Source organism: Sphingomonas sp. (assembly GCF_019635515.1).
Lineage (GTDB): Bacteria > Pseudomonadota > Alphaproteobacteria > Sphingomonadales > Sphingomonadaceae > Sphingomonas.
On the sequence record NZ_JAHBZI010000002.1, the window covers coordinates 418,944 to 432,784 of the forward strand.

The window sequence follows — 13,841 nt, forward strand, 5'->3', positions numbered from 1 at the left end:
CTCCGGGTTAAATGACGCGGTACCATCGGCAGCAGGCGGGGCCCTTCGCTATTCATTTGAAAGGGATTCCATGCGCAACCTTCTGACCGGCCTGAGCGCGCTTGCGCTGGCCACCGCCGCCACTCCGGCCTTCGCCCAGAGCGAGACCGATCCGCCCAGCCCGATCACGATCAGCGGCAGCGCCACGGTCGTCAGCGACTATCGCTTTCGCGGCTTCAGCCAGAGCAACGAGAAGGCCGCGATTCAGGGCGGCTTCGCCGTCACGCATGACAGCGGCCTCTATATCGGCACCTGGGGGTCGAGCATCGGCTTCAACAACGGCACCGAGATCGACGTCTATGGCGGTTTCTCGAAGGAGCTCACCCCGGGGCTGACCGGCGATATCGGCGCGACGCTGTATCTTTACCCGGGTTCGTCGAACACCAGCGTTATCGAGCCCTATGCCTCGCTGACCGGCACGCTCGGCCCCGCCAGCCTCAAGGGCGGCGTGGCCTGGGCGCCCTCCGGCCAGGTATCGCTCGGCAAGGACAGCGGCATCTATGTCTATGGCGATCTCGCCGTGGGCGTGCCGACCACGCCGATCAAGCTCAAGGCGCATCTCGGCTATGCCGAGAGCGACAGCTTTCTCGGCGGCGCCGACGGCAAGGTGATCGATTATTCGCTCGGGGCGGAGCTGAACTGGAAGGCGCTGACCCTCGGCATCGCCTATATCAACACCGACGAGCCGACGGCGCTGGGCTACAAGAAGTCGATCGGCGCGGACGGCGCGGTGGTCTTTTCGATCGGCGCGGCCTTCTAGGGCGCGGTTTCAGACAAGAAAAACGCCGGTCCCCTCGCGGGGCCGGCGTTTTTCTTTGGCCGAATCGCAGCCGGCTTATTGCGGCGTGCTGGTGCTCGCATCCTTGCCGTTGCCCTCGGGCGCGGCGACGATGTCGCGCGTGGTCGTGCCCTTGTCGACGACATTGGTGCCGGGGCTGCCGGCGGTGGTGCGGGCGGCGCCGTCGGCGCTGGTGCGGCCGGCGGCGTCGAGCGTGGCCTGCTCGCCGGCGCTGCGCGCGGCCGATCCGCCGAACATCGCTTCGCTCGCCTGGCTCGACGGGCTCACATCCTGCGGGCGCGGCGCGCCGGGGGCGGGGGGAACCAGCGAGAAATCGGGCGGGATCACCAGCGGCGCCTGGCGCGCGACGGCGAACTCGTCGGGACGCTCGCGGTTCATGCCGCCCTTGCTGCAGGCGGAGAGCGATGCCGTGAGCGCAATGCCCGACACGATAAGCAGGATTCTACGCATTGACTTCATTCTCCACAGGGGCGGGCGCGTCAGCCGACGGCGCCGTCTTATCACGCACGAACAGCGCGCGGAACAACAGGATGAGGACGCCGAACGTAATCGCGGCATCGGCGACATTGAATACCAGAAACGGGCGCCACGCGCCAAAATGCAGATCGGCGAAATCGACGACATAGCCAAGCCGCGCGCGATCGAGGATGTTGCCGATCGCCCCGCCCAGCACCATGCCGAGCGCGACGACGTCGGGCAGCTTCCTCTCGCGCGCCATCCACCAGGCGACGCCGATGGCGATGCCGCCGGTCAGCACCACCAGCGCCCAGCGCATGAACTCGCTGCTCGCCGGCATCAGCCCCAGCGACACGCCGACATTCTTGACGAAGCGCAGGTCGAAGATCGGCAGCACGGTCAGGCTGTCGTTCTGGACGGTGAGGCCGAGCGGGCCGGTCACATACCATTTCATGCCCTGATCGAACAGGAACACCAGAGCCGCGACGAGCAGCCCGATCCAGCGCGTAACGGTCATCTGAGCATTCATGCGTTCACCACCCCGTCGCAGCGGTCGCATAGCGCGCCGTCCACTGCAACCTCGGGAAGATGCCGCCAGCAACGGCCGCATTTATGGCGATCGGTGGGCGTCACCGTGACGCTATCGCCGGAAGCGACTGACGAGACGATGAACAATTCGGCGAGATCGACGCCGCCGGGCAGGTTCGGCGCGGTGACTTCGGCCTCCAGGCTCGATCGCACCTGCTTGTCGCGGCGATAGGGTTCGATCGCTTCGGTGACTGTCTGGCGCAGCGCCCGGATCGCCGCCCAGTCGGCGCTGGTCGCGGCGCCCTCGGGCAGCACCGGCCATTCGAGCATATGCACCGATTCGTTTTCGCTTGGGAAGCGCGCCTGCCACACTTCCTCGGCGGTGAAGGCAAGGATCGGCGCGGCGTAGCGGACCAGTGCGTGGAACAGCGTATCGAGCACCGTCCGATAGGCCCGGCGCTTCGGGTCCGAAGGCGCGTCGCAATAGAGCGAATCCTTGCGGATATCGAAGAAGAACGCCGACAGATCCTCATTGGCGAAGTCGGTCAGCGCGCGGCTGTAGCGGTTGAACTCGAACGCTTCCGCCGCCGAGCGCAATTCCGCGTCCAGCTCAGCCAGCTTGGCCAGCACATAGCGCTCCAGCTCGGGCATCTCGGCTACGGCCAACTTCTCGCTGTCGTCGAAACCGTCCAATGCCCCCAGCAGATAGCGGAAGGTGTTGCGCAGCTTGCGATAGGTGTCGCCGGTGCCGGCCAGCACCTCCTTGCCGATGCGGACGTCCTCGAAATAATCGGTCTGCGCGACCCACAGCCGCAGGATATCCGCGCCGCTCTCGCCGATGATCTTCAAGGGATCGACGACGTTGCCGAGCGACTTCGACATTTTCCGCCCATTGCCGTCGAGCGCGAAGCCGTGGGTCAGCACCGCGCCATAGGGCGCGCGCCCGCGCGTCCCGCACGATTCGAGCAGCGACGACTGGAACCAGCCGCGATGCTGGTCCGATCCTTCGAGATACAGGTCGGCGCGGGCATCCGCCCCGTAGCGCGCCTCGATCACGAAAGCGTGCGTAGAACCCGAATCGAACCACACGTCGAGAATGTCGGTGACCACCTCATACTCGTCGAGCTTGTAGCCCGGCCCGAGCAAAGCCTGATGATCCGCCTGGAACCAGGCATCGGCACCGCCGGCGCGGAAAGCGTCGAGGATGCGGGCATTCACCGCCGGATCGCGCAGATATTCGCCCGACTGGCGATGGACATACAGCGCGATCGGCACGCCCCAGGCGCGCTGGCGGCTGATCACCCAGTCGGGGCGCCCTTCGACCATCGAGCGGATGCGATTGATTGAGCGCTCGGGCACCCAGCGCGTGCGCTCGATGGCGTCGATGGCGAGTTCGCGCAGCGTCGGCCCATTGCCGCGGGCATGCCCCGCCACCGGTTCGTCGCCCTGCTCGATCACCGGCAGCGCGCTGTCATCGGTCTTGGCCCGATCCATCGGGATGAACCATTGCGGCGTGCAGCGGAAGATGATCTTGGCCTTGGACCGCCAGCTATGCGGATAGCTGTGCGGGAAATCCTCGGACGCGGCGAGCAATGCGCCCGCGTCACGCAGATCGCTGCAGATCGGCCCATCGGGCGCGACGAACTTCTTGTTGATGACCGAGCCCTGACCGCCCAGCCACAGCCAGTCGGGGCGATACATGCCGCTGCCATCGACCGCGAACACCGGATCGATGCCGTGTGCCTTGCAGAGCAGGAAATCGTCCTCTCCATGATCGGGTGCCATATGGACCAGGCCAGTGCCGGCGTCAGTGGTGACGAAATCGCCCGGCAGGAACGGACGCGGCTTGGCGAAGAAGCCGCCGAGATGGTGCATCGGATGGCGGGCGATGGCTCCGGAGAGCTGCGAGCCTTTGAAACTAACCTCTTCGCATTCGACCAAGGAAATGCCGTCTGGCGCCCACCGATTGCGGAACGAGGTGAGAAGCTCCTTCGCGATCAGGACGCTCATCCTGCTTTCGCGCAGACCGCTTTGCACATCGACCCAGCTTTTATCATCGCCGCGGCTACCTTGCGTGCCGGACTTCCCGATCGAGCAAAGGACGTACTCAACCTCCGGCCCATAAGCCAAAGCCTGGTTCACCGGGATCGTCCATGGCGTCGTCGTCCAGATCACCGCATGCGCGCCGACCAGTTCGGGCGCGTTCGGCGCCTCAACGATCTCGAACGCCACATCGATCTGGGTCGAGACCACGTCCTCATATTCGACTTCTGCCTCGGCCAGCGCGGTCTTCTCGACCGGCGACCACATCACCGGCTTGGCGCCGCGATAGAGCTGGCCGCTCTCGGCGAACTTCAAAAGCTCCCCCGCGATCGTCGCCTCGGCGTCGAACTTCATGGTCAGATAGGGATCGTCCCAATCGCCCATGATCCCCAGCCGCTCGAATTGCCCGCGCTGGACCGCCACCCATTTCTCGGCATAGGCACGGCATTCGGCGCGGAAGGCGACCGGATCGACTTCATCCTTGTTGAGCTTCTTGGCGCGATAGGCTTCCTCGACCTTCCACTCGATCGGCAGGCCATGGCAGTCCCAGCCGGGCACATAGGGCGCATCCTTGCCCATCAGCGACTGCGAGCGCACGACGATGTCCTTGAGGATCTTGTTCATCGCATGGCCCATGTGAATGTCGCCATTCGCATAAGGGGGGCCGTCATGGAGCAGGAAGCGCTCGCGCCCGGCGCGCTGCTCACGCAATTTCTGGTAGAGCCCGATCTTCGCCCAGCGCTCGAGGATCGCCGGCTCCTTGGCGGCGAGCCCGGCCTTCATGGGGAAATCGGTCTTCGGCAGGAAGACGGTGTCGCGATAGTCGATTGCGTCGGTCATGGGTGCGCGGGGATTAGCTTGTGCAAGGGGCTGAGTCATCCCTTTGCGGAGGGAGGGGGATTCAGAAGAGAATTTGTTCACGCAAAGGCGCGAGGACGCAAAGAGATTGGCATGCGCGGCGATGGTTTCGCACCGGCGAGGCCCTTCGGATCGCAACGATCGAGGAGGAAGGCCGCTGGCGCGGCGGGCGATCCTTTTCGCGACTTCGCGTTCGTGCGTGAACCACTTCTTTACCCGGCCAGCAATGTGCGGGCCTTTGCCGCATCCTTGTCCATCTGGGTCTTCAATGTCGCGAGATCGTCGAACTTGGCCTCGGGGCGGATATAGTCGATCAGCTGCACTTCGATGGTCTGGCCGTACAGGTCTTCGGCGAAGTCGAAGAAGAAGCTCTCCAGCAGTTCCTCGGGCGGCTCGAAGCTCGGCCGGATACCGAGATTCGCCACCCCGTCCAGCACCCGCCCGTCGCTCAGCCGCCCGCGCACGGCATAGATGCCGTATGCCGGCCGCAGATAATTGGCGAGGCGCATATTGGCGGTCGGATAGCCGAGCGTCCGCCCGAGCTGCGCGCCCTTCTCGACCATGCCGGCGATCGCGAACGGGCGCGTGAGCAGCGCCGCCGCCTCGCGCGGCTGGCCTGCGCGGAGATGCTCGCGGATGCGGCTGGACGAGACCACCCAGCCATCCTGCATCACCGGCGGCACCGTCTGCGCGGCGAAGCCCAGTTCGTCGCCGAGCCGTGCCAGCGTCGCGACATCGCCCGATCGCCCCTTGCCGAACGTGAAGTCGCCCCCGGTCACCACCCCCGCCGCGCCGATCCAGTCGGCCAGCCGCTCGGCGGCGAAGTCGCGGGCGCTGAGCGCGGCGAGCGCGGCGTCGAACGGGAAGATGATCGTCGCATCGGCCCCGGCCTCGGCGAACAGCGCCACGCGCTGGTCCATCGAGGTCAGGCGAAACCATTCGGTCTGCGGCTGGAAATAGCGCTTCGGATGCGGATCGAAGGTCCCGACCAAAGCCGGCCGGCCTTCTGCCCGCGCCCGCGCCACGGCATGGCCGACCACCGCCTGGTGCCCCAGGTGAAATCCATCGAAATTACCCAGCGCGACGATCCCGCCGCGAAAGGCGTCCGGGATCGCCGAGCCGCCGTTCAGCCGCTCCATGCGCGGGGCTATAGGGCGGGCGGCACCGCCTCGCTAGCCCGCCAACCGCTCAGCTGCCGCACACGCCCGGCGGCCCCGGCTCGCCGGGATCGCCCTTGTCCCCTTTATCGCCCTTGTCGCCCTTCGTGGCAGCAGGGCATTGTCGGCTGGCGTTGATGATCGTTGTAATCCGCTTGCGCAGGTCGTTGATCACCGTCGTGTTGCCTTCGCGAATGGCCTTTTCGAGCGCCTCGACCAGCCGGTCGATATCGGGAGAGGTCAGCGGATCCTTGGTTGTATCGCGAGGTGCCTCTTTGGGCGGATCCACGGGTGTAGTTCGCTGGGGCTCGTCAGGTTGTTTGGGCACCGGCGTCGATTCGTCGCCCCCGCTACCCGGACCCAGGATACTGTCGCGGGCTTCCTTTGCACTATTCCGTCCCCAGCCGGTAATCGGATGGAGCGCGCCAAGGGCGAAAGCGCCCAGCGACACCAGGCACGCCGCAGCGAAGGCGGATCGCTTAAAGGAAGGCCATAACGCTTCCTCCCGCCACGCCAGCGCGATGCAGATGGTGGCGGCCATGGCGGCAGCAATCCACCACCAGCCGATGGGCGCGATCAGCGCGATCAGCGCCGCAATCAATCCGCCGGTCAGGGACAGGATGACGAGAAGACTGAAATGCTCGGGCCACGGTTCGCGGCGAACCGGCGGATGCTCAAAAACACTATCGCGCTCCTTTCTCCAGAGCTCGCGCACGTCATGCAAGACGGCCAGTTCCAGTAACAGTGCGAGCAATGCGGCAAGCGCAGCTGCGGAAAACAAAAGGATCGCGGGATTGAGGTCGAGCTTGGAAAGCTGCGCCTGCTTGGCAGCAAATGCCAAGGTCAAACCCGCCGCGGCAAGTCCCAGCAACTTGGGCGATACGCTCGGCGTGTACCCCGGTTCTTCCGTCATCTTCCCGTCCCCCTTGCGCTACATCAAGCGCCGCCGGGCGGGACAGTCAAGCGCGGACGGCTCAGCCCAGCGGCACCATCCCCGCGCGGATCACGCGCAGGATGTTGCCGCCCATCACCTTGGCGGTCTCGTCCGGCGTGAACCCCGCATCGACCAGCGCCTGGGTGATCACCGCCAACTGCGATGCATCGAAGCTGGTCTCGACCGCGCCGTCGAAGTCCGATCCCAGCCCGACAAAATCGATCCCGACCAGGTCGCGGACATGCGCGATCGCCTTGACGACATCGGCAGGCGACGAGCCGCAGATCGCCGCGTCCCAATAGCCGATCCCGATCACCCCGCCGGTCTTCGCCACGCCCTTGATCTCGTCATCGGTCAGATTGCGGTTGACCTTGCAGGTCGCCTGCACCCCGCCATGGCTGGAGACCACCGGGCGCTTGGCCACCGCCAATATCTGCGCGACCGAAGCATGGCTCGAATGGGCGATGTCGACGATCATGCCCTTCTGCTCCATCCGCCGCAGCACCTGCAGCCCGAGCGGCGTCAGCCCGCCCTTGTTGACGCCGTGCATCGATCCGGCGACGTCGTTGTCGAAGAAATGGGCGAGCCCCGCCATGCGGAAGCCGGCATCGTAGAGCTTGTCGAGATTGCCAATCTGCCCCTCGATATCCTGCAAGCCCTCGATCGACAGCATGCCGCCGACGATCTTCTTGCCCTTGGCCCGCTCGGCAAGCAGCGCGTCCATATCGGCCGGCGTGCGGATCACCCGCAGCTTGCCGTCCGATCCCGCAGCGGCGCGGTCGAGCTTGCGGGCATGGAACAGCGAGCGTTCGAGCAGGGAGCTCCACGTCTTGGGCGGCTGCATCTGGGCGATGGTCAGCAGCGTGATGTTGTCGGTGTCGGCGGTGTTGGAATCGTAATTCTGGCCCTTGGGCGTCTTGGTCACCGACGAGAAGATCTGGAGCGTGGCATTGCCTTCGATCAGGCGGGGCAGATCGACCTGTCCGGTGTTCGATCGCTCCAGCAGCGAGCGCCGCCACATCAAAGTGTCGGCATGCATGTCCGCGACGAGCAGGCTGTCGTGCAGCTTCTTCGTCTCCGCGGTGACCACCGGCAGCTTGCCAGGCGTCACCTTGTTCATGCTGCCTTCGATGATCCCCGGCGCGAAACCGAAAAAGCCGATGGCGGCGAGCACGAGGAGCACGCCCAGTCCCCACAGGATTCTCTTCATGCCGCTCTCTCCAAAGTGACGAAGCTAAAAGCGGGGCGCCCCGCTTCCTCTGCGAAATCCTCGCGCGCCGTCTCGCGCCACGCAAGCCCGAACGGCGGCATCAATGTGTCGCCCTCGGCCTGCGCATGGACCTCGGTCAGCTCGATCCGGTCGGCTTGCGCCAAGAAGGTCGCGAAGATCTCCGCGCCGCCGATCACCGCGACTTCGCCCGTTCCCGCCAGCGCCAGCGCTTCCTCCGGCGTATGCGCCACTTCCGCACCCTCCGCCCGCCAGCCGCGGTCTCGCGTCAGCACGATGTGGCGGCGGCCGGGCAGGGGGCTCGGGAAGCTCTCGAAGGTCTTGCGCCCCATCACCATCGGCTTGCCCATCGTGCCGCTTTTGAAGCGCTTGAGATCGGTGGGCAGATGCCACGGCAGCTTGCCGTCGCGGCCGATCACGCCATTGTCGGCACGGGCGAGGTGGAAGACGATCATGCCCGCTTATGCGGCGCTCCGGTCAGGCCGGGCAAGTGGGCGCGGCACCCGATGCGCGGATGTCGCCCAATTTTGCGGCGGTATCGATCGTCACCGCCATGCCCTTCAGCCCCTTGGACCCGAGATTGCCGCCTGGGCGCGGGCTCGGCCAGCCGACCGCTTGCATCTGTAATTTGGCACTCCCCGCCATGATCGGCACGCTGAGCGGCGCTTCCATGATGTCGAACTCGCCAAAGCTGGTCCGCCCCTTGCCGCGCGACACCGGCTCGCCCGACAGCGGCAGCGCCTGGGCATCGGCTTCGGACAGGAACAATGCGCCCGCGCCGTTGCCGGTATCGAGATGCGCGGCGAAGGTCTTGCCGCCGATCGTCAGCGGGAACACCGGGATCGAACGGTCGAACTCCAGCGCCAGCCCTTCCTTGAGACCCGGACCGCCGAAGCGGACCTTGGCGTTGCCATAATCGAGCGTCAGCGCGAGCCGCTGGAACAAGGCGATGCCGAGGATCCCGTCCCACGGCACATTCGGTCCGCGCACGGTGGAAAGCGCAACCAGGCCGACATCCTTGAAGGTGACGCCGCCCACGGCCAGTTCGGGCGCGCCGAACACCTCGCGCGTATCGACCGCGCCGCCCGGCGCGGGGGTGCGGACCTGACCGATCACTTCGAAGCCCAGTTCCGCGGCAAGCTCGGGCTTGATCCGGCCATGCCCGCCCGCACCGGTGTCGATCGCGAAGCGGTACGGTCCCTTGCCGCCCAGCATCACCTCGACGACCGGGATGTCGGTGCCCGGCAGCATCGGCAGGACGGCGCAGGTGCCGGTGATCACCGGCGGCGCATCGGCGCGGCGCGGCGCATCCTGTGCGACGGCGGCGGTTGCGGCCAGCAGCCCGGCGATGATCGAGATCATGCGCATCGTTTCCCTCCCCGGATTTTCGCGACTACGAATGTAATCGCCAAACTGAACCGTGGATGAACCTTGTTGCCCCAGGCTGTCACCCCGGACTTGTTCCGGGGTCCAAAGTGCCGCGAGCGATGCGGCTGGAGCCTCTTGCACACAGCGCGCCGAGAGTTGGACCCCGAAACAGGTCGGTACTTATGCCATTTGAGCTTGTGTCTCCTGTGGTTCCCCGGCGAAGGCCGGGGCCCAGGTGGAGAGGTCGCCGTAACGAAGCGCTGCGCCCGTCAATATCTGCCCAACTAGGCTCCGGCCTTCGCCGGGGAGCCGCACATGTTCGAGCGGGATAAGCACCGAACAGGTCAGGAGTGACAATAAGGTCGCGACGCGACCTCAGCAGCGCATGAGCGCCGCCGCGGCGTCATTGGCCGCGCCCGCCGGCGGTGCGTCGCTCAATTTCACCTGATACAGTTGCGGCCACATCTTGCCGGTGACGAAGATGCGTTTGCTGGCCGCATCATAGGCGATGCCGTTGGGCACTTCATCGGTATCGGGCGTCGGCGGGCCGAGCGCGGTCACATCGACAAAGCCCTTCACCTTGCCCGAGCCGGGATCGATCCGCGCGATCAAATCGGTCTGCCAGATGTTGGCCCAGATCTCCCCGTCGATCCATTCCAGCTCGTTCAATTGCTTGACCGGGCAGCCATTGGCGGTGACCGCCAACGTCGATTGCTGGGCGAGCGTATCGGGATCGAGGAAGCGCAATGTCGCGGTGCCGTCGCTCATGATCACCGACTTGCCGTTATGCGTCAGCCCCCAGCCTTCGCCCTTATAGGCGAACTCGCCGGCGGGGGTGAAATCCTTGGCGTTGTAGATGAAGCCCTTCTGGTCCTTCCAGGTCAGCTGGTAGATCCTGTCCTTCCAGCCGACGATCCCTTCGCCGAAATATTGCGAAGGAAGCTGGACCTGCTGGACGATCTCGCCGGTCTCGGGCGTCACCTTGCGGAAACCCGAAGTGCCCTCTTCGCCGGTGCTTTCGAACAATGCGCCGTCCTGGAAGAACAGCCCTTCGGTGAAGGCCTGCGAGTCATGATTGAAGGTCTGGACCACCTCCACCGGCTGGACCTTGGGCGGGCCTTGCTCGCCGCCGCCGCAACCGGCGAGCGGGAGGAGGATCAGGGCGGGCAGGGCAAAGCGCATCATACCGCCACCGGCGCCTTGATATGGGCCTGCGCTTCGTATCCGGTCAAAGCGAAATCCTCATATTCGTAGGAGTCGATGCCGGGTGCCTTGCGCAGGATCTCCAGCTTCGGAAGCGGTCCCGGCTCGCGGCCAAGCTGCTCGCGGGCCTGCTCCAGATGGTTCGAATAAAGGTGGCAATCGCCGCCGGTCCAGATGAACTCGCCCGGCTCCAGACCCGCCTGCTGGGCGAGCAGCATCGTCAGCAGCGCATAGCTGGCGATGTTGAACGGTACGCCGAGGAAGATGTCGGCCGAACGCTGATATAGTTGCAGCGAGAGCCTGCCGTTCGCGACATGCGTCTGGAACAGGCAGTGGCACGGTGCCAGCGCCATCGCGTGCAGCTCGCCGGGGTTCCACGCGCTGACGATCTGGCGTCGCGAGCCCGGGTTGTTCCTGATCGTGTCGAGCAGCTCGGCGATCTGGTCGATATGGCGGCCGTCCGCCGTTTCCCAGTCGCGCCACTGCTTGCCGTAAACCGGGCCGAGATCGCCATTCTCATCGGCCCATTCATCCCAGATCGAGCATTTGCGCTCCTGCAGCCAGCGGACATTGGTGTCACCGCGCAGGAACCACAGCAGCTCGACGATGATCGCCCGCGTGAACAGTTTCTTGGTCGTGAGCAGCGGGAAACCACGGGCGAGATCGAAGCGCATCTGGTGGCCGAACACGCTCAGCGTCCCGGTCCCGGTGCGGTCCATCGTCTCCACGCCCTGGGTCAGCGCGCGTTCCATCAGGTCGAGATATTGACGCATGCGGCGAGCCTAGCCGCAGGCCCGAACCAGGCCAAGCGGAAGGATTAGCTCCATTGTGGACAACCAAAACCGATCCAGTAGCGCTTCGGCGCGCGGCTTCCGGCTGGCAGGTCCGGTGCGATGCCGCCTGCGCCTCCCCGTCCGGATCAACGGCTTACCGGTCCGGCGGCGGCCGAGGCATTGTTCGCGGCATTGGTCGACGAAGCCAAGGAGACCGCCGCCTTCGCCTATCTCGATGCCGAGCAACGCGTGCTGGGGATGCGGCATATGCATTCGGATTCGCACGACCGCCTCGACCTTCCGATCCGCGCCATCGCCGCCGACGCGCTGGCGTTCGATGCGGTCGCGGTAGTGATCGCGCACAACCATCCGAGCGGCGATTCGACTCCCAGCGCCGCCGATCGCGAAGCCACGCGCCGCCTCGCCCGCGCGCTCGACGGGCTGGGCATCCGCCTGCTCGATCATCTGGTGATTTCGCGGAACGGCTTTTCGAGCTTTCGCGCGCTCGGGTTGCTCTAGCGGGTAGGCAGCGCGAAACGCGCTTCAGCGCGTTTCCAAATTGCTCTTGTCTTCGCCCGGCTTGGGCAGGGCCGCCGGAGTCGCGGTCTTGCCGCTGCGGCAGGCCTTGATCGTGCCCGGCTCGGGCCGCTCGCCGTTGCGGGCGAAGATCGCGATATAGCCGCCGGCCGAGGGCATCGATCGCATCGACACCATCCCGTATCCGACCGCGGCGAACTCGCATTTGAGCAGGTCGGGCGGGGTTCCATGCAGCTCGGTCGGGCGGTCGGCATCGACGACGATCACCTGCCCGTCGGGCGTCAGCGACGGCCGCAGCCGCCACAGGAATTCGTAGGGGCTTTCGATCTCATGATACATGTGCACCATCAGCACACGATGGAAGCTCGCCTCGGGCAGCCGTGGATCGGCGGGCAGCCCCAGCCGCACGCTGACATTGTCGAGCTTTTCGCGCACCACGCGGATGGCAAGCTGGTCGCGGACCTCGGGGACGATATCCTCGGCGACGACACGGCCTTCCTTGCCGACCCGCTGCGCCAGGCGGATCGTGTAATAGCCCTCGCCCGCGCCGATATCGGCGACGGTCATGCCGGGCTTGACGCTCGCCAGATCCATCACCTGCGCCGCTTCGTTGAGCCGGTCGCGGGACTCCTCGTCGGACCAGCGCGCCGAGACGATGGTCGCGACCGGGCGGTCGGCGGCGGGAAAGCCGGTATTGGCTTCGGCCTTTTCCTTGATCACGCGCGGCGCGCCGTCGCATGCCGCCAGCGCGAGCAACAGCGATAGGGTCAGGCCGGCAGCAAGCCTCAATCGACATCCTCCACTTCGACCGTCTCGCCGGTCACGCGCTGCGACAGCGCCGCCGCCATGAACGGATCGAGTGCTCCATCCAGCACATCCGAAGGCGCGGTGGAAGTGACGCCGGTGCGCAGATCCTTGACCAGCTGATAGGGCTGGAGGACGTAGCTGCGGATCTGGTGGCCCCAGCCGATATCGGTCTTGGTCGCGTTCTCGGCATTGGCGGCCTGCTCGCGGATCGCCAGCTCGCGCTCATAGAGGCGGGCGCGGAGCTGGTTATAGGCCTCGGCCTTGTTCTTATGCTGCGAGCGCTGGTTCTGGCACTGCACGACGATGCCGGTCGGGATGTGGGTGATGCGCACCGCCGAATCGGTGGTGTTGATGTGCTGCCCGCCGGCACCCGATGCCCGATAGGTGTCGATGCGCAGGTCACTTTCATTATACTCGACCTGGATATCGTCATCGATGACCGGATAGACCCATACGCTCGAGAAGCTGGTGTGGCGCCGCGCCGCGCTGTCATAGGGCGAGATGCGGACGAGGCGGTGCACGCCGCTCTCGGTCTTGGCGTAGCCATAGGCGTTCTCGCCCTTGATCAGCAAAGTCGCCGATTTGATCCCGGCCTGCTCGCCCGAATGATAGTCGATCAGCTCGACCTTGTAGCCATGGCGCTCGGCCCAGCGGGTATACATGCGCTGGAGCATCCCGGCCCAGTCCTGGCTCTCGGTGCCGCCCGCGCCCGAATTGATCTCGACATAGGTGTCGTTGGCATCGGCCTCGCCCGAGAGCAGGGCCATCACCTTGTCCTTGTCGGCGCGTTCGGCGAGCGCGGCGAGCGCGGCGGTGCCTTCGCTGGCCATCTCCTCGTCGCCCTCGGCCTCGGCCATCTCGATCAGCTCGGCGGTGTCGTTCAATTCGCTCTCGATCGCCCGCGTCGCCGTGATCGCCTCGTCGAGGCGGCGGCGCTCGCGCATCACTTCCTGCGCCTGCTTGGCGTCGTCCCACAGCGTCGGGTCCTCGACGCGCGCATTGAGCTCGTCGAGCCGGCGCAGCGCACGGTCCCAGTCGAGGAACCGGCGCAGCAGCGCCAGCGCATCGTTGATCTTGTCGACATGTGCCTGCGCTTCGGCGCGCATAATTC

The 13,841-nt window shown here is 65.7% G+C and carries 14 protein-coding genes; 2 read left to right on the forward strand and 12 right to left on the reverse strand.

The window, feature by feature from the left end:
* Positions 1-70 precede the first annotated feature (70 nt).
* Entirely contained in the window at positions 71-799 is a 729-nt protein-coding gene (locus tag KF730_RS14245) for a TorF family putative porin (protein WP_294098308.1), read from the forward strand.
* A 75-nt stretch (positions 800-874) separates the two neighbouring features.
* Here the strand turns inward: KF730_RS14245 and KF730_RS14250 are convergent, their stop codons facing one another.
* The 10 genes from KF730_RS14250 to KF730_RS14295 all read right to left on the reverse strand — a co-directional run bounded on the left by KF730_RS14250 (position 875) and on the right by KF730_RS14295 (position 11,386).
* A complete protein-coding gene (locus tag KF730_RS14250) occupies positions 875-1,288 on the reverse strand; it encodes a DUF3035 domain-containing protein (protein WP_294098311.1) in 414 nt (137 codons plus the stop codon).
* Positions 1,281-1,823, reverse strand: coding sequence for a signal peptidase II (gene lspA / locus KF730_RS14255; RefSeq protein ID WP_294098314.1), 543 nt, complete (start codon positions 1,821-1,823; stop codon positions 1,281-1,283). The genes KF730_RS14250 and lspA overlap by 8 nt, the downstream gene beginning before the upstream one ends.
* Complete coding sequence (gene ileS, locus KF730_RS14260) at positions 1,820-4,705, reverse strand: isoleucine--tRNA ligase (RefSeq protein WP_294098317.1); 2,886 nt, start codon at positions 4,703-4,705, stop codon at positions 1,820-1,822. Before ileS ends, lspA begins: the two co-directional genes overlap by 4 nt.
* Before the next feature lie 230 nt (positions 4,706-4,935).
* A complete protein-coding gene (locus KF730_RS14265) occupies positions 4,936-5,862 on the reverse strand; it encodes a bifunctional riboflavin kinase/FAD synthetase (protein ID WP_294098320.1) in 927 nt (308 codons plus the stop codon).
* Positions 5,863-5,911: 49 nt separating this feature from the next.
* The gene (locus tag KF730_RS14270) at positions 5,912-6,793 is read right to left on the reverse strand and encodes a hypothetical protein (protein ID WP_294098323.1); all 882 of its coding nucleotides are present in this window, start codon (positions 6,791-6,793) and stop codon (positions 5,912-5,914) included.
* Between the two features lie 61 nt (positions 6,794-6,854).
* Positions 6,855-8,024 (reverse strand): dipeptidase, encoded by a 1,170-nt coding sequence (locus KF730_RS14275; RefSeq protein ID WP_294098326.1) that lies wholly within the window; start codon positions 8,022-8,024, stop codon positions 6,855-6,857.
* A complete protein-coding gene (locus tag KF730_RS14280; protein WP_294098331.1) occupies positions 8,021-8,497 on the reverse strand; it encodes a dihydrofolate reductase in 477 nt (158 codons plus the stop codon). Before KF730_RS14280 ends, KF730_RS14275 begins: the two co-directional genes overlap by 4 nt.
* Positions 8,498-8,519: 22 nt before the next feature.
* On the reverse strand, positions 8,520-9,410 hold the full coding sequence (locus KF730_RS14285) for an aspartyl protease family protein (RefSeq protein ID WP_294098334.1): 891 nt from the start codon (positions 9,408-9,410) through the stop codon (positions 8,520-8,522).
* A gap of 375 nt (positions 9,411-9,785) precedes the next feature.
* Positions 9,786-10,595, reverse strand: a complete 810-nt coding sequence (locus KF730_RS14290) for a glutaminyl-peptide cyclotransferase (protein ID WP_294098336.1) — start codon at positions 10,593-10,595, stop codon at positions 9,786-9,788.
* Positions 10,592-11,386 (reverse strand): thymidylate synthase, encoded by a 795-nt coding sequence (locus KF730_RS14295; protein ID WP_294098337.1) that lies wholly within the window; start codon positions 11,384-11,386, stop codon positions 10,592-10,594. Before KF730_RS14295 ends, KF730_RS14290 begins: the two co-directional genes overlap by 4 nt.
* 120 nt (positions 11,387-11,506) lie before the next feature.
* Between KF730_RS14295 and KF730_RS14300 the strand changes: the two genes are divergently transcribed.
* Entirely contained in the window at positions 11,507-11,905 is a 399-nt protein-coding gene (locus KF730_RS14300; protein ID WP_294098338.1) for a JAB domain-containing protein, read from the forward strand.
* 24 nt (positions 11,906-11,929) lie between these two features.
* On the opposite strand, the gene KF730_RS14305 is transcribed toward KF730_RS14300, so the two are convergent.
* Together KF730_RS14305 and prfB are read right to left on the reverse strand one after the other, a co-directional pair.
* Positions 11,930-12,712, reverse strand: a complete 783-nt coding sequence (locus KF730_RS14305) for a methyltransferase domain-containing protein (protein ID WP_294098340.1) — start codon at positions 12,710-12,712, stop codon at positions 11,930-11,932.
* On the reverse strand, positions 12,709-13,836 hold the full coding sequence (prfB, locus tag KF730_RS14310; RefSeq protein WP_294098344.1) for a peptide chain release factor 2: 1,128 nt from the start codon (positions 13,834-13,836) through the stop codon (positions 12,709-12,711). The genes KF730_RS14305 and prfB overlap by 4 nt, the downstream gene beginning before the upstream one ends.
* Between the last annotated feature and the right edge of the window lie 5 nt (positions 13,837-13,841).